The 18,344-nt window shown below is 68.3% G+C and carries 18 protein-coding genes, 1 other RNA gene and 1 pseudogene; 10 read left to right on the top strand and 10 right to left on the bottom strand.

The window, feature by feature from the left end:
- Both R5H32_RS18425 and R5H32_RS18420 read right to left on the bottom strand, forming a co-directional pair.
- Entirely contained in the window at positions 1-1,887 is a 1,887-nt protein-coding gene (locus R5H32_RS18425) for an extracellular solute-binding protein (protein ID WP_412099044.1), read from the bottom strand.
- A gap of 171 nt (positions 1,888-2,058) precedes the next feature.
- A complete protein-coding gene (locus R5H32_RS18420) occupies positions 2,059-2,583 on the bottom strand; it encodes a cytochrome c family protein (protein ID WP_318340155.1) in 525 nt (174 codons plus the stop codon).
- Positions 2,584-2,703: 120 nt separating this feature from the next.
- On the opposite strand from R5H32_RS18420, the gene R5H32_RS18415 reads away from it, so the two are divergent.
- Positions 2,704-3,537, top strand: a complete 834-nt coding sequence (locus R5H32_RS18415; RefSeq protein WP_318340154.1) for a prephenate dehydratase — start codon at positions 2,704-2,706, stop codon at positions 3,535-3,537.
- A gap of 10 nt (positions 3,538-3,547) precedes the next feature.
- On the opposite strand, the gene R5H32_RS18410 is transcribed toward R5H32_RS18415, so the two are convergent.
- Complete coding sequence (locus R5H32_RS18410) at positions 3,548-4,015, bottom strand: SRPBCC family protein (RefSeq protein WP_318340153.1); 468 nt, start codon at positions 4,013-4,015, stop codon at positions 3,548-3,550.
- Between the two features lie 39 nt (positions 4,016-4,054).
- Positions 4,055-5,014 (bottom strand): NAD(+) diphosphatase, encoded by a 960-nt coding sequence (gene nudC, locus R5H32_RS18405; protein ID WP_318340185.1) that lies wholly within the window; start codon positions 5,012-5,014, stop codon positions 4,055-4,057.
- A gap of 210 nt (positions 5,015-5,224) precedes the next feature.
- On the opposite strand from nudC, the gene R5H32_RS18400 reads away from it, so the two are divergent.
- Together R5H32_RS18400 and R5H32_RS18395 are read left to right on the top strand one after the other, a co-directional pair.
- Positions 5,225-7,204: a bifunctional 2',3'-cyclic-nucleotide 2'-phosphodiesterase/3'-nucleotidase gene (locus R5H32_RS18400; RefSeq protein ID WP_318340152.1), complete on the top strand. Its 1,980-nt coding sequence runs from the start codon at positions 5,225-5,227 to the stop codon at positions 7,202-7,204.
- A 64-nt stretch (positions 7,205-7,268) separates the two neighbouring features.
- Positions 7,269-7,616 (top strand): hypothetical protein, encoded by a 348-nt coding sequence (locus R5H32_RS18395; RefSeq protein WP_318340151.1) that lies wholly within the window; start codon positions 7,269-7,271, stop codon positions 7,614-7,616.
- Between the two features lie 17 nt (positions 7,617-7,633).
- On the opposite strand, the gene R5H32_RS18390 is transcribed toward R5H32_RS18395, so the two are convergent.
- Both R5H32_RS18390 and R5H32_RS18385 read right to left on the bottom strand, forming a co-directional pair.
- The gene (locus tag R5H32_RS18390; protein WP_318340150.1) at positions 7,634-8,410 is read right to left on the bottom strand and encodes a hypothetical protein; all 777 of its coding nucleotides are present in this window, start codon (positions 8,408-8,410) and stop codon (positions 7,634-7,636) included.
- Between the two features lie 127 nt (positions 8,411-8,537).
- Complete coding sequence (locus tag R5H32_RS18385) at positions 8,538-9,017, bottom strand: protein phosphatase (protein ID WP_318340149.1); 480 nt, start codon at positions 9,015-9,017, stop codon at positions 8,538-8,540.
- A gap of 191 nt (positions 9,018-9,208) precedes the next feature.
- Here R5H32_RS18385 and R5H32_RS18380 point away from each other — a divergent pair, with 191 nt between their 5' ends.
- Positions 9,209-10,360 carry an alpha/beta hydrolase gene (locus R5H32_RS18380; protein ID WP_318340148.1) on the top strand — a complete coding sequence of 384 codons (1,152 nt, stop codon included), beginning with the start codon at positions 9,209-9,211 and terminating at the stop codon, positions 10,358-10,360.
- 73 nt (positions 10,361-10,433) lie between these two features.
- Here R5H32_RS18380 and R5H32_RS18375 read toward each other — a convergent pair whose 3' ends face one another.
- Positions 10,434-11,246, bottom strand: coding sequence for a class I SAM-dependent methyltransferase (locus R5H32_RS18375; protein WP_318340147.1), 813 nt, complete (start codon positions 11,244-11,246; stop codon positions 10,434-10,436).
- A gap of 162 nt (positions 11,247-11,408) precedes the next feature.
- Complete coding sequence (locus tag R5H32_RS18370) at positions 11,409-12,254, bottom strand: alpha/beta hydrolase (protein WP_318340146.1); 846 nt, start codon at positions 12,252-12,254, stop codon at positions 11,409-11,411.
- Between the two features lie 406 nt (positions 12,255-12,660).
- Between R5H32_RS18370 and R5H32_RS18365 the strand changes: the two genes are divergently transcribed.
- Positions 12,661-13,233 carry a YSC84-related protein gene (locus R5H32_RS18365; RefSeq protein WP_318340145.1) on the top strand — a complete coding sequence of 191 codons (573 nt, stop codon included), beginning with the start codon at positions 12,661-12,663 and terminating at the stop codon, positions 13,231-13,233.
- Positions 13,234-13,454: 221 nt separating this feature from the next.
- Here R5H32_RS18365 and R5H32_RS18360 read toward each other — a convergent pair whose 3' ends face one another.
- On the bottom strand, positions 13,455-13,925 hold the full coding sequence (locus tag R5H32_RS18360; protein WP_318340144.1) for a BrnA antitoxin family protein: 471 nt from the start codon (positions 13,923-13,925) through the stop codon (positions 13,455-13,457).
- 146 nt (positions 13,926-14,071) lie between these two features.
- Here R5H32_RS18360 and ffs point away from each other — a divergent pair.
- From ffs to recR, 5 genes are all read left to right on the top strand, one after another.
- An RNA gene (gene ffs / locus R5H32_RS18355) (signal recognition particle sRNA small type) lies at positions 14,072-14,170 on the top strand.
- 153 nt (positions 14,171-14,323) lie between these two features.
- On the top strand, positions 14,324-15,364 hold the full coding sequence (gene rsgA, locus R5H32_RS18350; RefSeq protein ID WP_318340143.1) for a ribosome small subunit-dependent GTPase A: 1,041 nt from the start codon (positions 14,324-14,326) through the stop codon (positions 15,362-15,364).
- Positions 15,365-15,472: 108 nt separating this feature from the next.
- Positions 15,473-17,254 (top strand): DNA polymerase III subunit gamma/tau, encoded by a 1,782-nt coding sequence (locus R5H32_RS18345; protein ID WP_318340184.1) that lies wholly within the window; start codon positions 15,473-15,475, stop codon positions 17,252-17,254.
- A 10-nt stretch (positions 17,255-17,264) separates the two neighbouring features.
- Entirely contained in the window at positions 17,265-17,609 is a 345-nt protein-coding gene (locus tag R5H32_RS18340; protein WP_318340142.1) for a YbaB/EbfC family nucleoid-associated protein, read from the top strand.
- A gap of 7 nt (positions 17,610-17,616) precedes the next feature.
- Complete coding sequence (gene recR / locus R5H32_RS18335; protein WP_318340141.1) at positions 17,617-18,216, top strand: recombination mediator RecR; 600 nt, start codon at positions 17,617-17,619, stop codon at positions 18,214-18,216.
- A 17-nt stretch (positions 18,217-18,233) separates the two neighbouring features.
- On the opposite strand, the pseudogene R5H32_RS18330 reads toward recR, so the two are convergent.
- Positions 18,234-18,344: pseudogene (locus tag R5H32_RS18330) on the bottom strand (D-glycerate dehydrogenase); the annotation flags it as partial.

Below are 18,344 nucleotides of genomic sequence, written 5' to 3'. Positions count from 1 at the left end.
TCAGTTCAGCGCGCCGGCCGCTTTCAGCTTTGCGGCCTTGTCTTCGTTGTACCACCAGAAATCCAGCTCGCCCAGCGCATAGGGCGGCAGCGTCTCGGGGTGCTCGTACATGTCATAATAGGCGATCGTGTGCTTGTCCTTGTACCATTGCGGAACCCAGAACCGGTAGGCGCGCAGCACCCGGTCGAGCGCGCGGGCCGCCGCCGTCAGTTCCTCGCGCGTCTGCGCGCCCTCGACGAAGGGGATGAGCTGGTCGACCGCCTGGCTTTGCAGCCCCATCAGGTTGAAGGCGTCGTCGATGGAGTTCGAGCCGAAATACTGCTGCAGGCCCGACCCCGGCGTCAGGTCCTGGCCGACATGGCCGGTGACGATGTCGAAATCGTGGCCGCGCGTGCGGTTGGTCATCTGCGCGTCGTCGACCCGGCTCATGCTCGCGTCCACGCCGAGCGCGCGCAGGTTCTCGACATAGGGGTTGATGACCCGGTCGAAGGTCTGGCTGTCGTTCAGGAACTCGACCTTCAGCACCTCGCCTCTGTCGTTGCGGCGCATCCCGTCGTCGCCGACCGTCCAGCCGGCCTCGTCGAGAAGCGCCGAGGCGCGGCGCAGGTTCTTGCGGTCGAGCTGGCGCTCGCCCGAGACCGCCGCCATGACCGGTTCCTCCTCCAGCACGCCCGGCGGCAGGAGATCCTTCAGGGGCTCGAGGAGCACGAGCTCTTCCGGCGAGGGCTGGCCGGTCGCCGCGAGATCGCTGTTTTCCCAGATTGAGTTGACCCGCGCATAGAGCCCGTAGAAGAGCGAGGCGTTCGACCATTCGAAGTTGAACATGAGCCCGATCGCCTCGCGCACCCGCGGGTCCTGGAACTTCTCGCGCCGCAGGTTGATGATGAAGGCCTGGCCCGAGGCGACGTTGCCATCGGCCAGCTCGTCCTTCCTCACCCAGCCGTTCTTGATCGCCGGGAAGTCGTAGCGCGTCGCCCAGATCAGCGAGGAGGCCTCGTTGCGGAACGTGTAGGCGCCGCCCTTGAAGCCCTCGAAGGCGGCGTCGTAATCGCCAAAATACTCGACGCGGATTCGGTCGAAATTGTGCCTGCCGCGATTGAGCGGCAGGTCCTTGCCCCAGTAGTCGGGGTTGCGCCGGTAGGTGATGCGGGTGCCGACATCCATGCTGTCGTAGAGATATGGCCCTGAGCCGAGGAACGGCTCGAGCGAGGTGGATTCGAGATCGCGTCCCTTGGCCTCGAAATCGGCCCGGGAGAAGACCGGCAGGCCGCCGACCGACTGGATCAGGTCACGCTTGGGAAAATCGGGCTTGAAGGTGAACTTGATGCGCCGCTCGTCCAGCACCTCGGCGATCTCGACCTGCTGGGCAAGCACGGCCCGGAAACTCGACAGACCCTTGTCGCGGAAGGTCTCGTAGGAGAACAGAACATCCGCCGCGGTGACCGGGCTGCCGTCGGAGAACGTCGCCTCGGGGCGAAGGGTGAAGATGACCCAGGCGCGGTCGGCGGGATATTCGATCGTCTCGCAAAGCAGGCAATAGGCAGCGTCGACCTCGTCGGCGGTGCCCTCCATCAACCCTTCGAGCATGATCGTCGCCAGCGCCGCGGCACGGCCCTTGATCGTGTATGGGTTCATCGAATCGAACCCGCCCGAGGTCCACTCGGAAATCTCGCCGCCCTTCGGCGCGTCCGGGTTGACGTAACCGAGATGGGCGAAATCGGCCGGATATTTCAGGTCGCCGAAGGCCGAGATGCCGTGCGCGGTGATCACCTCCTCGGCCAGGGCGGCGCCGCCGCCCATGCCCGCCGCCAGCGCCAGAACGCCCAGCATCCGCCGAAGTCCGGTTCCGGTCCCGGCTCCTGCCGCGCCCCGGCCCCTGTCGTCCATCTTCATGCGGTCCTCCGTCGCACCGCCCGCGCGGCGCCCCTGCTTCACGTCCCGTCGAAGCTAGAACGCGGCGGGGCCGGGCATCAAGTTGCGAATTTGTGATAGTGCCCCCGGACATGAGAAGGGCCGCCCCTCGGGGCGGCCCGGAGTCCTGCCGCGGCGCGCGCCGGATCAGCCGCCGAGCGACTGCAGATAGGCGATCAGGTTGGCGCGGTCCTCGGGCTTCTTGAGACCGGCGAAGGACATCTTGGTGCCGGCGACATTGCCCTTCGGATTCTCGAGGAAGGCCGAGAGCGTCTCGGGATCCCAGTTGCCGCCATGACCGGCCATCGCGTCCGAATAGCCGAAGCCCGCGACCGAACCGACCGCGCGGTTCACGACGCCGTCGAGATGCGGGCCGGTGCCGTTCGAGCCGTCGAGCTTGTGGCAGGCCTTGCACTTGCCGAAGACCTTCTCGCCAGCCGCGGCGTCGGCCGAAGCCAGGAGCGTCGCGAAGTCCGGGCCTTCCTCGGCCGCGGCTTCCCCGCCGCCCGCCTCGGCGCCGGTATCGATCGTGTAGGCCTGCGCGATCTCCTCGCCATGGGCGACGGGGCCGGTATGGTAGAGCGACTCGGCCGCCCACTTGCCCAGAAGGAAGATCAGGAAAGCCCCGCACAGCGCGCCGCCGGCCTTCGTTACAGTCATCGTGTCGAACATGTCGCGCCTCTACCCTGGCATTCTGTCGCGGCGTATCTACCCGCTTCCCCTGCCCGGTTTCAAGGTATAGTTAGCGCCGCGAAGCGCCCGGAGCCGGGCTGTCGCCAAGGAGCCACCCTTATGACCGGTCGGATCGCCTTCCAGGGAGAGCCCGGAGCCTATTCGCATCAGGCCTGCCACCAGGCCTATCCGGACCTGGAGGCGCTGCCCTGCGCCACCTTCGAGGACACGATCGAGACGGTGCGCAGCGGCCGCGCCGACCTCGCGATGCTGCCGGTGGAGAACTCGACCTACGGGCGCGTGGCCGACATCCACCACCTGCTGCCCGAATCCGGCCTCCACATCGTCGCCGAGACCTTCGTGCGCGTCCACATCAACCTGCTCGTGGTTCCCGGCACCCGGATCGAGCAGATCGAGGGTACGATGAGCCATACCGTGCTACTCGGCCAGTGCCGCAGCTTTCTTGCCAGGCACGGGCTGAAGCCGGTCACCGGCGCCGACACCGCCGGATCGGCGCGCCACGTCGCCGAGCTTGGCGACCCGAAGCTCGCCGCGCTGGCCTCCGAGCTCGCCGGCGAGATCTACGGGCTCGAGCTTCTCGCCCGCCACATCGAGGACCGGGCGCACAACACCACCCGCTTCCTCGTCATGGCGCGCGAGCCGAACCTCAACCGGCGCGGCGACGGCAAGATGATGACGACCTTCGTGTTCCGCGTTCGCAACATCCCGGCCGCGCTCTACAAGGCGATGGGCGGCTTCGCCACGAACGGCGTCAACATGACCAAGCTCGAAAGCTACATGATCGACGGCTCGTTCTCCGCGACCCAGTTCTACGCCGATATCGAGGGCCACCCGGACGACACCCACGTCCGGCTCGCGCTCGAGGAGCTCGACTATTTCACCTCGTCGATGTCTCTCCTCGGCGTCTACCCGGCCGACCCGTCGCGTCCCTGAGCCGCCCGGTTCACGCGACCGGGGCGTGGCGCTGCTCCAGTTCCTCGGCATAGCGTTTCACCCGGCCTTCGAACTCTCGCATGTAGCCGGCGCGTTTCAGCTTCAGCGTCTGCAGCACCAGCCGCGCGGACAGCGAGCGCGGCCGGATGTCGAGATCCAGACCAAGCCGGGTCCGTGACCGCGCAAGCGCCACCAGGCCGACGGTGAGCGTCATCTCGAAGCCGCCGCTCTCGGCGCCGACCAGCATCGCGTTCGGCGGCTCGAATCGCTGCACGTCGCAGACCAGGCGGCGCATCCGGCCCCGCAGCGGGAACCGCAGGCTCCATGTGGTGCCGAGGATCCCTTCCTCGGGCCGGTCGACCCGCGACACCTCCGCCCCGCGCCGGAGCGCGGCGCGCTCGAACGAGGCGAAGTCCGACACCGCGTCGAACACCAGTTCGGCCGGGGCCGCAATATCCTGCACCGTGGAAAACTTCACGCGCTCATCTCCCTTTGCCGCATGTTCCGTGTAATGGCGTCAATCCAGCCGGTCCGCAACCCAATGGGTCAGCAGGAACCCCGCGATCGCGCCCCGCCGTGGCCGGCGGATCGTCGGATGGTCCCCGGCCAGCACCCGCGCCGCCTCCTCGCGGCTCAGCCAGACCGCCGCCTCCAGTTCGACCGGGTCGAGCATGATCGCCTCGCTCTCGGCCTCGGCGAGGCAGCCGATCATCAGCGACGAGGGATAAGGCCAGGGCTGGCTCGCGAGATAGCTTACCCGCCCGATCCGCACCCCGGTCTCCTCGGCGACCTCGCGGCGCACCGCGGCCTCGATCGTCTCGCCCGGCTCCATGAAGCCCGCAAGGCAGGAAAACATGCCCTCCGGCCAGCCCGGCGAGCGGCCGAGCAGTGTCCGCTCGCCGCGCGTGACGAGCATGATCACCACCGGATCGGTGCGCGGGAAATGCCGCGTGCCGCAGTCCGGGCAGCGGCGCTGCCAGCCCGCCTCGATCACCGCGCTCGGGCGGCCGCAGGCAGAGCAGTACCGATGACTCCGGTGCCAGCCGAGAAGCGCCTTCGCGGTTGCCACAAGTTCCGCGTCCCCGGCCGTGAGCGCCGCCATGAGCCCGCGCAGCTCCGCGAAGCGGTGATCGCCCGGCAGGTCCGGATGGCGCTGCTCGGTCGGGTCGAAGAAGACCCCCTCCGCCGGCGCCTCGCCCACAGGGGGCTCCCAGCCCGAGACATCGACCGCGAACCGCGCCGCACCACCCGCGAGGCCGAGCAGCACCGGCGCCTCCGTGGCCTCGGCGAGCACCGCATGGCCGGGCGTCAGCCAGCCCGCGGCGGCGCCCGCGAACAGCGGCTTGCCGCGCCAGACCGGCAGGATTCGCGTCTCCCCTGCGCAGAGGAGCGCCGCGACCGCCTCCGGATCGCCGCGCAACCCGGCCGCCCGGTCGAGCCCCGCGCCTCCGAATGTCACCGTCTCCGCCAGCCGCATCGCCCGCTCCGCACCGTCGCCGCCCAGATTTGGCACGGCACATCACCGGTTGCAAACCCGCCATCTGACGCCCCCGGCAAACTCAACCCTTACGATATTCACGATGATGAATTACGCGCAAATGATCTGGAAACCGTTTACGCCAGCGATTAGTGTCGGCGCCATGTCATGATACCCTGCGACCTTGATCATCCGCGCAGGGAGGCGACCATGACAAGTGAACCGCTCAACCCACTGACCCGGAGGGATTTTCTCGCCGGAACCGCCGCCGGAGCCTCCTTGATCGCACTGCATCCCTATTCCGCTTTCGCCGCCGCCGGACAGGCGCATCTGAGGATCATGGAGACCACCGACGTCCACGTCCACGTCTTCCCCTACGACTACTATTCCGACAAGCCGGTCGACACCGTGGGCCTCGCCCGCACCGCCGCGATCATCGAGGCGATCCGCGCCGAGGCCACCAACGCGATGCTCGTCGACAACGGCGACTTCCTGCAGGGCAACCCGATGGGCGACTACATCGCCTATGAGCGCGGCATGAAGGAGGGCGACCTCCACCCGATCATCGCCGCGATGAACACGCTCGGCTTCGACGCCTCGACCTTGGGCAACCACGAGTTCAACTACGGGCTCGACTTCCTCATGAAATCGGTCGCCGGCGCCAATTTTCCGATCGTGTCGGCCAATGTGGCGACGCGGCTCGGCGCCTCCCCGCGCGAGGACGAGACGCTTCTGAAACCCTATGTCATCCTCGACCGCGCGGTGACCGACGGCGCCGGCCAGACCCATCCGATCCGGGTCGGCCTGATCGGCTTCGTGCCGCCGCAGATCATGACCTGGGACCGCCGCCACCTCGAAGGCAAGGCGCAGGCCCGCGACATCGTCGAGACGGCGCGGGCCTGGGTGCCGCAGATGCGCGACGAGGGCTGCGACATCATCGTGGCGCTCTCCCATTCCGGCATCGCGGGTGCCGAGCATACCGAGGGGATGGAGAACGCCTCGGTGCCCCTGGCCCGCGTCCAGGGGATCGACGCCGTGATGACCGGCCACAGCCACCTCGTCTTTCCCTCGCCGACCTTCGACGGCCATGCCGAGGTCGATACCGCGACCGGCACGATCTCCGGCAAGCCCGCGGTGATGGCCGGCTTCTGGGGCTCTCACATGGGGCTCATCGACCTGCTGCTCGAACGCGACGGCACCGCATGGCGGGTGATCAGCTTCGCGACCGAGGCCCGGCCGATCTCGCAACGGAACGAGGACCGCTCGGTGACGCCCCTCGTCGAGAGCGTGCCGAAGGTGCTCGACGCGGTCCGGAAGGAACACGACGAAACGCTGGACTACATCCGCCGCGCGGTGGGCAAGACCTCGGCGCCCCTGCACAGCTACTTCGCGCTCGTCGCCGACGATCCCTCGGTCCAGATCGTCTCGATCGCCCAGAAATGGTACATCGCCGAGATGATGAAGGGCACCGACCACGAGGCCCTGCCCATCCTCTCGGCGGCCGCGCCCTTCAAGGCCGGGGGCCGCGGCGGGCCGGATTACTACACCGACGTGCCGCCGGGCGATGTCGCGATCAAGAACGTCGCCGACCTCTACCTCTACCCGAACACGATCCGCGCCGTGAAGGTGACGGGGACCGAGCTGAAGGACTGGCTCGAACGCTCCGCCGGCATCTTCAACCAGGTCAGGCCGGGCGCGGCCGACCAGCCGCTCATCAACCCCGACTTCCCCTCCTACAACTTCGACGTCATCGACGGCGTGACCTACGAGATCGACCTCTCGCAGCCCTCGAAATACGGCCCCAAGGGCGAGGACCTGAACCCCGGAGCGAACCGCATCGTCAACCTGATGCACGAGGGCCAGCCCGTCGCCCCCGCGGCCGAGTTCGTGATCGCGACGAACAACTACCGCGCCTCCGGCGGCGGCGAGTTCCCCGGCGCCAAGGGCGACACCATCATCTTCGAGGGGCCCGACACCAACCGCGACATCATCGTGCGCTATATCGTCGAACAGGGCACGATCAACCCGACCGCCGATTCCAACTGGAAATTCAAGGCCCTGCCGGGGACGAGCGTCGTGTTCGACACCGGCCCGAGGGCCGCCGACCATCTCGGCGACGTCAAGGCGGTGTCGATCGAACCGGCCGGCGACGGGCCGGACGGCTTCGCACGGTTCCGCATCGCGCTCTGATGGCCGGGCCTCGACGAAGACCGCCCGGCCGGGCATAAGCGGCGGACAATCAGGAGGGCCCGTCTTGCGCTTGATCCTTTGGCTTCCCGCTCTGGCCGGCATCGCCGCCGGCGCGGCCTGGCTCACCCGGCCCGGTTCGGAGGCGTTCGACGCCCATCTGCGCGCCGGGATCGAACACCGCATCGCCACGACCGATATCGGCAGCGAGGGCGACCCGGTCGCGACCATCGCGCTCGTCGGCTGCAAGCTGCGGCCCTCGGACTGCTTCAACCTCCTGCGCCAGAGCCTCGACGTCACCATCGAGGACCGCGCGCTCTACACCCGCTTCCACGTCAAGGGGCTGAACCACACGGCCAGCTGCACCGGCGCCTTCACCCGGATCTGGTGCCGCGAGGACCCGCTCGGAAGCTGAGCCGGCACCCCGGCCCGTCAGGGCAGGAAGACCTCGCGGACATACATCGGGATCACCATCGCCGCGACGACCTTCTCGCTGCCGTCGAAGAGCCCGGCCAGCCCCTCCACGCTCGACCCGAGCGACATGTCCCCGTCGAGAGCCTTGCCCAAGGGCTCGCTCATGGCGAGATCGACGAGTTGGTCGAAGCGGTAGATGCGGTGGAAGTCGGGATTGGTGTTGGAATAGGGCAAGGCCTCGCTCGCCGACCAGGACGGCGTGCCGGACTGGTAGCGCAGCGTGAAAGTCAGCTCGCCGCCGCTCTCGGGCGCAAGCGTCCATTCCTCGGCCCATTTCGGCGCCGCGGTGCCCGCGCTTTCAAGCGTCGCCGACCGCCGGATCTCCGCCGCCTCGCCGTTGCCGTAAGGATCATAGCCCGCGGCCGTGACATAGATCCGCGTCACATAGGTCCGCACCTCGTCCGATCCCTCCGCTTTCGCGAGACTCGCGAGCGCGACCCCGCGATAGCTCGCCGGATCGGCGGGATTGCCCTCGGCATCGCGGGCAAGATAGCGGTCGACGAAGACCAGAAGCGTGTTTGCGCCCTCGAGCGCCCCGCCCGGAAACGGCATGAGCTGCCAGCCCTCGGGCAGCATCGCCTGCACCGCCGCCTCGTTGGCCTGCAGCGCAAGAACGACGCGGGCATCGTTGTTGGAGCCGACGAAGGTCTCGGCATTTGCGGGCCGGCCGGGTCCGAGGGTGAACATGGCCACCGAGGCGGCAATGAGCAGCGCGCGGGTCAGGTGATGTCTCATTTCAATCCCCCTTTCGGACGCGCAAGACGCCTGCGGCGGCGTAACCCGCGCGTCGGCTCTTCTGATTGGGCATACAGTATAGCATGGACCGCCCCGGTTTGCCGCGCGGCCCGTCCTTGCCGCGCCGCTACCGCGCCGCCCAGAGCCGCTGCGCCTCGGTCTCGACCGCGCAGGGCCGGACCGCGCGAAGCCGCGCCAGCGCCGCTTCCGGCGCCTCGCCCGCCTCGACCATGAGCCGCATCACCGCCATGCCCGAGCGGCCGCAGCCGCCCATGCAATGCGCCAGCACCCCCCGCCCCGCCGCAAGCTCCGCCCGCGCTGCTCGCGACGCCGCGCCCCAGCCCTCGCGCAGCGCCAAGCTGTCCGCGCCGAAATCCGCGACCGGCAGGTGGTGCCAGCCGATCCCCCGCGCGGCGAGATCGCCCGAAAGCCCGAGCGCGCCCATCGCGGCCAGTTCCGGTCCCGTCGCCATCGTCAGGACGAGCGAAGGCCCCCAGCCGAGGACCGCCGCGAGATCGCCCGCGTAATCCCCGCCCCGCCCCGGCATCGGGCAGAGCGCGAGCCGCCCGCCGCCCGCCGCCAGTTCCGAAATGTTGAACCTTGTCATGCAGATCCGATGGCACGTCACGGAGCCGCGATCAAGTTGGGCGTTGCACCGCCGGACCAAGGATGCCAGCATCGCCGCGAATATCCGGCCCGCACCCGTTGCGGTCCCCGGTCACCTGGTGCCGACCTTGCCGGGCGACCCGGCGGCCCGCGACCTCCGGGCCGGAACCATGTTGCGACTGGGAGAGGGTAATGGCCGAGCAAAAATCTCCGACACCGGGGCGCCGCCTGTCCGGACGATCCGCGATGTCCCTGGGCCGCCTCGGGATCGCCTGCGCGGCGCTGTGGCTCGCATCCTGCTCGAAGCCGCCCGAACTCATCGGCATCGACAATCCCGAGGTCCCGGTCGCCTCCGTGGCCGACGCCAACCGGCACAAGATCTTCATCGCCACGACGCGCGAGGCCTCCGAAGTCGTCGGCGCCCTCTACTCTGGCCAGCGCGCCCCGGAACTGGGCCTCGCCTCGGTCGAGGTGTCGATTCCCCCGAACCACATCACCGGCGATCTGGAACGCCCGAAGAAACTCCCGCCCGATCCGCGCAAGGAATTCGCGATCGTGGAGCCGTCGATCTACGCCAGCGACAAGGCCTTCGTGGCCGCCATCGATGCGGAACTGCGCAAGCGTCCACCCGGCGAGCGGGACCTCCTCCTCTTCATTCATGGCTTCAACAACACCGCAAGCGATGCCCTGCTGCGGGTCGGCCAGTTCGTCGAGGACACCGGGTTCACGGGCGTGCCCGTTCTCTTCACCTGGGCCTCGGCCGGCAAGGCGACGCGCTATGTGTACGACCTGAACAGCGCCCTCGTGGCGCGCCCCAAGCTTATCGAAGCGGCTGATATTCTTGTAAAAACGAAAGCCGAGGGCTTCGACATCTTCGCGCATTCCATGGGCACTTTCCTGACCATGGAGGCGATCGTGGACCGGGCCCAGCAAGGCCGGTTCAACCGCGGCGCCCGTGTTCAATACATTATCCTTGCGTCTCCAGACATCGACCTCGATCTCTTCCAGACGCAGATGCGGCAACTCGGCACCGATCCGGGGAACTTCTTCGTCCTGCTTTCGAAGGACGACGTGGCCCTGCGGGCCTCCCGCCGGCTGGCCGGCGGCGTTCCGCGTGTCGGCGCCGCCGATGCCGATGCGCTGTCACAACTGGGCGTGACGGCCATCGACCTCTCGGCGATCGAAGATTCCGCATCAGGCAGCCATTCCAAATACGCCGGCTCGCCGGAGGTGGTTCAGCTGATCGGCCAGGGCCTGAACAACAACCCGCGATACGGAGGCGTGCCCCAGACCCGGCTGGGCGAGATCCTGGGCGCGACGCCGATCCGCGTCGTCTTCGACTGACACGCGGCGACGCGCGGCGCCGGATGACGGCTTCGAGCTGAGAGCGGACTGGTCACGCCCTCCGTCGCCGCGCTCAATGCAAGCGGCAAACGAATGTCGTCGCCGACAGCGGCATGGCAAATCCGTTCGCGCCGAACGCATCACCGAGCGCCGACAGCAGGTCCGCCGCGATCTCCTCCGGGTTCACGCCGCCGCGATCCCGGATCTCGTCGATCAGCGGATTGCCGAAGACGAGACCGGCCGCGAAGGCCTCGGGGTTCGCGACGCGCGTGTCCAGCCGGATCGTTTCGTGCTCTACGTCGCGCCACCCGCCGGCGGCGAGGTCGGACCGGACCGCACCTGGATCACCGTAATGGAACGGCACCCTGTAAAAGCCGGGCGGATTGTCCGGAAAGAACCGCAGGCCCACGTCGTAGGCCACCTGCGAGAACGGATTTTCTGACATCGCGCTCCAGACGTTGAAGACGTAGCGCCCCCCGGGCTTCAGGACGCGCGCCGCCTCTCGGAAGGACGCCGGCTTGTCGGGAAAGAACATCACGCCGAACTGGCAGACGATGAGGTCGTACGTCTCGTCCTCGAAGGGCAGGTCCATCGCGTTCGCGACCGCGAACTCCACGTTTTCCGCATCGGAGAACTTGCTTCGCGCGACTTCCAGCATCGGGGCGTTCAGATCCGTGACCAGCAACGGCGTTCCGCCCGGCAACCTGTCCCGCAGTCTCCGGCTCAGGATGCCGGTTCCGGCGGCCAGCTCGACGGCCTTCGCGACTGGCTCCTCGCAGCATCTGTCGGCAAGGAGATCGGCGAAATCCTCGAAGATGACCGGGCCGAGGCCGTTGTCGTAGTGATCCGGGATGTCGCCCACGAAATCGGATGGATTGGTCGGCATCTGGTCCTCCTTCCCAGTTGCACCAGGCAGGCGGCAGGAGTCTAACCGAAGTTCGCTGCTCGAGCGAGCACGACAGCCGCGCCACCAAGCCCAAGCGCAGCGTCGTGCTCGCCATCCAAGATCCGGACCCCCCCGGACCTCGGCACGCGGGCGGCAGGGAAATCACGCGATACGGTCGAGAAACCGCCGGATCTCCGCGACCGCAGGGCCGGGGGCGTCACGAAGCCCCATGATGTGGTCATGGCCCGTCAACTCGACCCTCTCGGCCCAGGGATAGCGCGCGCGATTGTAGCGCACCGCCTGTTCGGTCAGCATGGACCCCGCCACCGGATCGCCATCGAGAAACAGCAAGGGGCCACGATACCGCCCCGGCCAGCGTTGCAGCTCCGGCACCAAGAGCCATTCCTCTATTCCCTCCGCCCAGGGCGCGAAGGTCTCGGGGTCTATCCCCGCAAGATGCGCGGCGCGATCGCCCAGTTCCCGCACGCTCATCTCATCCGCCCAGGTGCCACCGCCGGCGGCCGGGAGAGCCGCCAGCCGGAGCCGCAGGTCTTCGACGCCGGAAGCCGCACGCATCGCATCCAGCATGCGCCGCACCGACGACGTGTCCGCGCCGTGGGCGATGACATGATCCGCCGGGTCGAGGGGCTGGTCGATGCTGACGAAGGCGCTGAACAGGTCGGGATCGTCGTTCGCCGCCGCGAGACCGAACCACGCGCCGGCGGAATGGCCGATACCGAGGGCCGAGCGGCCGACCACCTCGCGCAGGAAGACGGCGGTATCGTCGATGTAGGACGAGATCGTATAGGGCGGCGACCGCTCCGACCGGCCCTGCCCGCGCATGCTGAGCGCAAAGAGATGGTATTGTGGCTCGAGCGCGTCGAGCACCGGCCGGTACTCGGTCCAGTACCTTGGGAAGCCCGGCAGAAAGACCAGTCTCGGGCCGTTGCCCGCGCCCTCCCCGTAGTTGAGGCGAACACCGTTTATCTCGACGAATTTCGACTCCATGGTCGCCTTTCCCGTGTCGAGGTGACGGCCGAAGCCGATCGTGTCGAGGGTCCGCCGCCTGCGATGTTTGCCAGTATGCGCCAATCCGAGGGGGTATCAAACTGCTGCGGGACCGGATCCATTGTTGCCCGGACGCGGGATGTCGCTTGCGCCCGCATCGCGCCCAAACGTTTTCGATGGGCTTGCGACGCGGCCGGGGCCACAAGCGCACCCCGTGGCGCTGCCCTCTGGCGGCAATCACATTGGCTGCCGTCGAAATCCACACCGGGTCACGGGGTCGGCAGCTTCAGCCCTGTGTACCGGAACGCGATCATTGTGATGAACGAGATTCCTGATAGATTGGCATCGTTGGTCCGAAATTCGCCAATTTGTTCAATTTAGCGAAACAATTCCTGGGGGGAAAGACATGCACAAGACCAGAAGGCAGATTTCAATGATCGTCTCGGGCGCGGCGCTCGCCCTGACGCTCGCCACACCTGCCGCGGCGAAATTCAAGGCTTCGGACGCTGCGAGGCTTGATGCGGAAGCGGCCGCAACCCTGGCTCAGTTCACGGCCAGCACAATGGGCGCGGAGGCGGTGCTCGCCGAAGCGAAAGGCGTCCTCGTGTGTCCGAAGATCACCAAGGCCGGGTTCGGCTTCGGTGCCGAGGGAGGCCAGTGCCTGTTGACAACCGCGGCGGGAGAAAAGCTCTATTATGGCACCTTCGGGGTTAAGGGCGGCTTCATTGCCGGCATCCAGTCGCACTCCATGATTCTTGCCTTGAAGACCGACGAGGCACTCGCGAAGTTCACCACCGGACAGCGCGAATGGGAGCTGGGCGTGGATGCGTCGGTCGCCGTAGCCACGGTTGGTGCTGGCGGCGACGTGGACACCTCGAACCTCAAGAGCGATGTCGTCTCCTTCATCTTCGGCCAACAGGGGCTGATGGCTGACGCGAGCTGGAAGGGATCGCGCTTCAAGCGGCTCGACATCGAGTAACCTCGTCGGGCCAACGAAAAGACGTGTCTTGGGTGGTCATCCCCCGCGTCAGTTGGGATGACCACTTTTGACTTTCCTGCGAGGGGCTTCATGGAGCGCGCGCATGAGGCGCGTCGGTGCCGCAATGCGTCCGCTTCACCTGAATAGGGCCCGGTCCCGCCAATCGGACCGTTGACAGGTGCCCACTGTCGTCTCGCGTGTCACGATCAGCTACCCGCCCGTCACACCCCCTTCACCCCGAGGGCCGCGTCAAGCACCGCCCGCGCCTCGGCGTCGAAGATGTCGCCATCCTCGCGCATCGCGAGGTAGCGTTGCCGCGCCTCCTCGGACTGGATGACGCCGTATTCCGCCATCACCGCCCGGAGCGCGCGCGCCTGCCGGTCGATCTCGCCCATCCGCATCTGCGCATAGGTGGCCAGGACATGGTTGATCCGCGCCTGGTAGCCCTTGCCCATCGCCCGGAAGAGCCTGGCCACGCTCGCGTCGAGCCTCAGCGTGACCTTCACCTTCTCCTCCTCGCAGTCGAGATCCTCCTCGACCGTCGCCCAGGCCTCGGGAGCCCGCTCCTGCACCCTGAGCCACAGCCCCTCGTCGTTGCCGAGGCCCTGCAGGTGGCGGGCGAGGCGGGCGCGGGCGAGCCGCGCGGTGCGGGTCTGGGCGAAACGCTTCGGCGGGACGGGACGGTCGGTCATCTGGGTTCCTTTCGGCTCGCCTCAGCCTCGCAGATGCGGGTTAACGCGGCCCCTGCCCGGCGCGCGGTCCAGCCAGACGCAACACCGACAGGATGCCGACATCCAGCCGCCTTGCGAATCCGCCGGCCCTCGCCTATATCGGGCCCCGAGAGGTTGGCGCGGGCGAGCGCCTCGCCAACCCGGTCAGGTCCGGAAGGAAGCAGCCGTAACGAGCCCCGCTTGGGTCGTTGTCCAGCCTCTCACCCTCGACACCCGCTTCAGGAGAAGGACATGGCAGAGCTTCATTCCCTCCGGGCCGGGGCCGTCTGAGACCTTGATCCGCCCCGCCCGTCCCGACATCACCCGCCCGCGCCGTCAACCGCCGGGCAAGGATTTCGGTCTATGACGAGGGCAGAGACTTGACCCTGAATTCCCACACGCTCGCCGATCTCGGATGGTCGGCAGATTTCCAGCGCCAGCTCGACACCGATGAGTTCGGCGCCTTTTCCCCCGCCCGCGTGACGGGCGTCCACCGCGACCGGCTGACCGCGCTGTCCGAGGCGGGGCCGCTCCTCCTGACGCTGCCGCCGGATCTTTCCGCCGGCGATGTCGCGGTCGGCGACTGGGTGCTGGCCGATCCCGTGACCGAACGCGTGGCCCGGCTCCTCGACCGCCACAGCCGGATCTTCCGCCGCGCGGCGGGCGAGGCTTCGCGCGAACAGCTCATCGTCGCCAATGTCGACACGGTCTTCATCACCACCTCTGCGACCGAGGAGTTCAACGAGGCGCGGCTCGAACGCTACCTGGCGCTTGCCCATGCGGGCGGCATCCCGCCGGTCCTCGTCGTGACCAAGGCCGACAAGTCGGGCGATCCGGAAACCTATCTAGACCGGCTCCGCGCCATCGCGCCTTCCGTCCCGGCGATCCTGCTGAACGCCAAGGCCGAGGGCGCGGCCGAGGCGCTGCGGCCCTGGTGCGGGCCGGGCCGGACCGTCGCCTTCCTCGGCATGTCCGGGGTCGGCAAGTCGACGCTCGCCTCGGCGCTCACCGGCATCGACCTCGAGACCGCCGCGGTGCGCGAAGACGACATGAAGGGCCGCCACACCACCACCGCGCGCGAGATGCATCCGATCCCGGGCGGCGGCTGGCTGATCGACACGCCGGGGATGCGGGAGCTGAGGCTCACCGACATGGCCGAGGGGATCGACGAGGCCTTCGCGGAGATCACCGGGCTGACCGGCGAATGCCGCTTTCGCGATTGCACCCACGGGCCAGAGCCCGGCTGCGCCGTGCGGGCGGCGATCGCCGCCGGCCGGGTCGACGCCGCGCGCCTCGACCGCTGGAAGAAGCTTCGAGCCGAGGACGCCGCCCATGCCGCCTCGGCCGCCGAGAAGCGCCGCCGCGGCAAGGCGTTCTCGAAGGTCGTGAAGCAGGCGAAGAAGGCGAAGCGCCCGAACTGACGCCGGGACCGGGCGCGGCCGGGCGCCCCCCACCCCCATCCCCTCCCCGCGAGGGGGAGGGTAGCCGCGAAGCCCCGTCCTCGCTCCGGGTGGACGGCGGCGCGGCGCCTGCCTAGTGTATCGGCTGATCCGAATCCCGCCCGAGGCCCAATGACCGAAGAGACCGCGACCCGCTATCAGGTCCTCGCCCGCAAGTACCGCCCCGAGACCTTCGCCGACCTCGTCGGGCAGGAGGCGATGGTCCGCACCCTGAAGAACGCCTTCGCGGCCGACCGCATCGCGCAGGCCTTCATCATGACCGGCATTCGGGGGACCGGTAAGACCACCACCGCACGCATCATCGCCAAGGGCATGAACTGCATCGGCCCCGACGGCGCCGGCGGCCCCACCACCGATCCCTGCGGCAAGTGCGAGCACTGCGTCGCGATCATGGAAGGCCGCCATGTCGACGTGATGGAGATGGACGCGGCCTCCCGCACCGGCGTGAACGACATCCGCGAGATCATCGAAAGCGTCCACTACCGGGCCGCCAGCGCGCGCTACAAGATCTACATCATCGACGAGGTCCACATGCTCTCGACGAGCGCGTTCAACGCGCTCCTCAAGACGCTGGAGGAACCCCCCGCCCATGTGAAGTTCATCTTCGCCACGACCGAGATCCGCAAGGTTCCGGTCACCGTCCTCTCCCGCTGCCAGCGCTTCGACCTCCGCCGCATCGAGCCCGAGGTGATGATCGCGCTCCTGAGGAAGATCGCCACCGCCGAGAAGGCCCAGATCACCGACGACGCGCTCGCGCTGATCACCCGCGCCGCCGAGGGCTCTGCCCGCGACGCCACCTCGCTTCTCGACCAGGCGATCAGCCACGGCGCGGGCGAGACCACCGCCGACCAGGTCCGCGCCATGCTCGGGCTGGCCGACCGCGGCCGGGTCCTCGACCTCTTCGACCTGATCCTCAAGGGCGACGCCGCCGGGGCCCTGAACGAGATCGGCGCGCAGTATTCCGACGGCGCCGACCCGATGGCGGTCCTGCGCGACCTTGCCGAGATCACCCACTGGGTCTCCGTCATCAAGATCACCCCCGAGGCCGCCGACGACCCGACCGTGCCGCCCGATGAACGCTCCCGCGGGCTCGCCATGGCCGGCGCGCTGCCGATGCGGGTGCTGACGCGGATGTGGCAGATGCTTCTGAAGGCGCTCGAGGAGGTGGCCGCCGCCCCGAACGCGATGATGGCCGCCGAGATGGCGGTGATCCGCATGACCCATGTCGCCGACCTGCCCGACCCCGAGCAGCTGATGCGGCGCCTCGCCGAGGGCCCCGGCCCTTCCGCCCCCGCCGGCCGCGGCCCCGCACCGGGCGCGGCGCCGACCCATTCCGCGCCCCGCGCGAGCGTCGCCTCGGCCCCGACCGGTGGCGGCGCCGCCACCGCCCGCGCGCTCGACCCCGAGGTCGCGCTCGCCCGCTACGCGAGCTTTCCCGCCGTCGTGGAGCTCATCCGCGCCAACCGCGACGTGAAGCTCCTGATCGAGGTCGAGAACCACCTCCGCCTCGTCCGCTACACCCCCGGCCGGATCGAGTTCGAGCCGACGCAAGAGGCCCCGCGCGATCTCGCCGCGACGCTCTCGGCCCGGCTCCAGAGCTGGACCGGCCTGCGCTGGGGCGTCTCCGTCGTGTCGGAGGGCGGCGCGCCGACCATCGCCGAGACCCGCGACGCGAAGGAAACCGCCGCCAAGGAGAAGGCGCGCGAGAATCCGCTGGTGCAGGCGGTGTTCGCGGCCTTCCCGAAGGCCCATATCACCGCTATCAGGACCCCCGACGAGGTCCAGGCCGAGGTGCAGGCGGAGGCCCTGCCCGAGGTCGAGGACGAATGGGATCCGTTCGAGGAAGGCTAAGGAGAAAGACATGCTGAAAGGTTTGGGCGGGCTCGGCGACATGGCCAAGATGATGAAGGCCGCGCAGGAGATGCAGGCCAAGATGGCCGCGCTGACCGAGGAGATGGACCGCATCACCGTCACCGGCGAAAGCGGCGCGGGGCTCGTCAAGGCGACCTGCTCGGCCAAGGGCGAGCTGAAGTCGCTCGACATCGATCCCTCGATCTTCCAGCCCTCGGAAAAGGAAGTGGTCGAGGACCTGATCCTCGCCGCGATCAAGGACGCGCAGAAGCGCGCGCAGGAACGCACCCGGACCGAGCAGCAGAAGATGATGCAGGAATTGGGCCTGCCGGCCGACACGAAGCTGCCGTTCTGAGGCGACCTTGTCGGAAGCCACCCGCGACATCGAGGCGCTGATCGAGCTGATGGCCCGCCTGCCGGGCCTCGGGCCCCGCTCGGCGCGGCGCGCGGTCTTGCACCTGATCAAGAAGCGCGGCGCGGTGATGGCGCCGCTCGCCAAGGCGATGGCCGAGGTCGCGGCCTCGGCGCGCGAATGCGCCCATTGCGGCAATATCGGCACCGCGGACATCTGCGACATCTGCCGCGACGACCGCCGCGCCACGGGCGAGATCTGCGTCGTCGAGGATGTCGCCGACCTCTGGGCGATGGAGCGCGGCCAGGCCTTCAAGGGCCGCTATCATGTGCTTGGCGGCACGCTCTCGGCGCTCGACGCGGTCGGGCCGGAGGAACTGCGGATCCCGAAGCTCCTCGCCCGCATCCGGGACGAGGGAATCCACGAGGTGATCCTCGCGCTCAACGCCACCGTCGACGGCCAGACCACCGCGCATTACATCGCCGAGGCGCTCGACGGCACCGGCGTCGCCGTCACCTCGCTCGCCCAGGGCGTGCCGATCGGCGGCGAGCTCGACTATCTCGACGACGGCACGATCCAGGCCGCGCTCCGCGCCCGCAAGCGCCTCTGACGCCCCGAAAGGCCGCCTTAGGCAACCTTGTCCTGGGGTGTTTTTCCTTCGAAGTATTCGGTGAGGTTCTGGAGGACTCGGAATCCCATGCCTTCTCGGGTTTCGCGTGTTGCGGATCCGAGGTGGGG

Source organism: Defluviimonas sp. D31, from assembly GCF_033436765.1.
GTDB lineage: Bacteria > Pseudomonadota > Alphaproteobacteria > Rhodobacterales > Rhodobacteraceae > Albidovulum.
This window is presented reverse-complemented; position numbering and strand designations above follow the sequence as displayed.

Excerpts from the sequence above, each read along its gene's own strand:
- R5H32_RS18425 (WP_412099044.1), bottom strand. The coding sequence starts at position 1,887 with ATGGACGACAGGGGCCGGGGCGCGGCAGGAGCCGGGACCGGAACCGGA.
- R5H32_RS18420 (WP_318340155.1), bottom strand. The coding sequence starts at position 2,583 with ATGTTCGACACGATGACTGTAACGAAGGCCGGCGGCGCGCTGTGCGGG.
- R5H32_RS18415 (WP_318340154.1), top strand. The coding sequence starts at position 2,704 with ATGACCGGTCGGATCGCCTTCCAGGGAGAGCCCGGAGCCTATTCGCAT.
- nudC (WP_318340185.1), bottom strand. The coding sequence starts at position 5,014 with ATGCGGCTGGCGGAGACGGTGACATTCGGAGGCGCGGGGCTCGACCGG.
- R5H32_RS18400 (WP_318340152.1), top strand. The coding sequence starts at position 5,225 with ATGACAAGTGAACCGCTCAACCCACTGACCCGGAGGGATTTTCTCGCC.
- R5H32_RS18390 (WP_318340150.1), bottom strand. The coding sequence starts at position 8,410 with ATGAGACATCACCTGACCCGCGCGCTGCTCATTGCCGCCTCGGTGGCC.
- R5H32_RS18385 (WP_318340149.1), bottom strand. The coding sequence starts at position 9,017 with ATGACAAGGTTCAACATTTCGGAACTGGCGGCGGGCGGCGGGCGGCTC.
- R5H32_RS18380 (WP_318340148.1), top strand. The coding sequence starts at position 9,209 with ATGGCCGAGCAAAAATCTCCGACACCGGGGCGCCGCCTGTCCGGACGA.
- R5H32_RS18375 (WP_318340147.1), bottom strand. The coding sequence starts at position 11,246 with ATGCCGACCAATCCATCCGATTTCGTGGGCGACATCCCGGATCACTAC.
- R5H32_RS18370 (WP_318340146.1), bottom strand. The coding sequence starts at position 12,254 with ATGGAGTCGAAATTCGTCGAGATAAACGGTGTTCGCCTCAACTACGGG.
- R5H32_RS18365 (WP_318340145.1), top strand. The coding sequence starts at position 12,661 with ATGCACAAGACCAGAAGGCAGATTTCAATGATCGTCTCGGGCGCGGCG.
- R5H32_RS18360 (WP_318340144.1), bottom strand. The coding sequence starts at position 13,925 with ATGACCGACCGTCCCGTCCCGCCGAAGCGTTTCGCCCAGACCCGCACC.
- R5H32_RS18340 (WP_318340142.1), top strand. The coding sequence starts at position 17,265 with ATGCTGAAAGGTTTGGGCGGGCTCGGCGACATGGCCAAGATGATGAAG.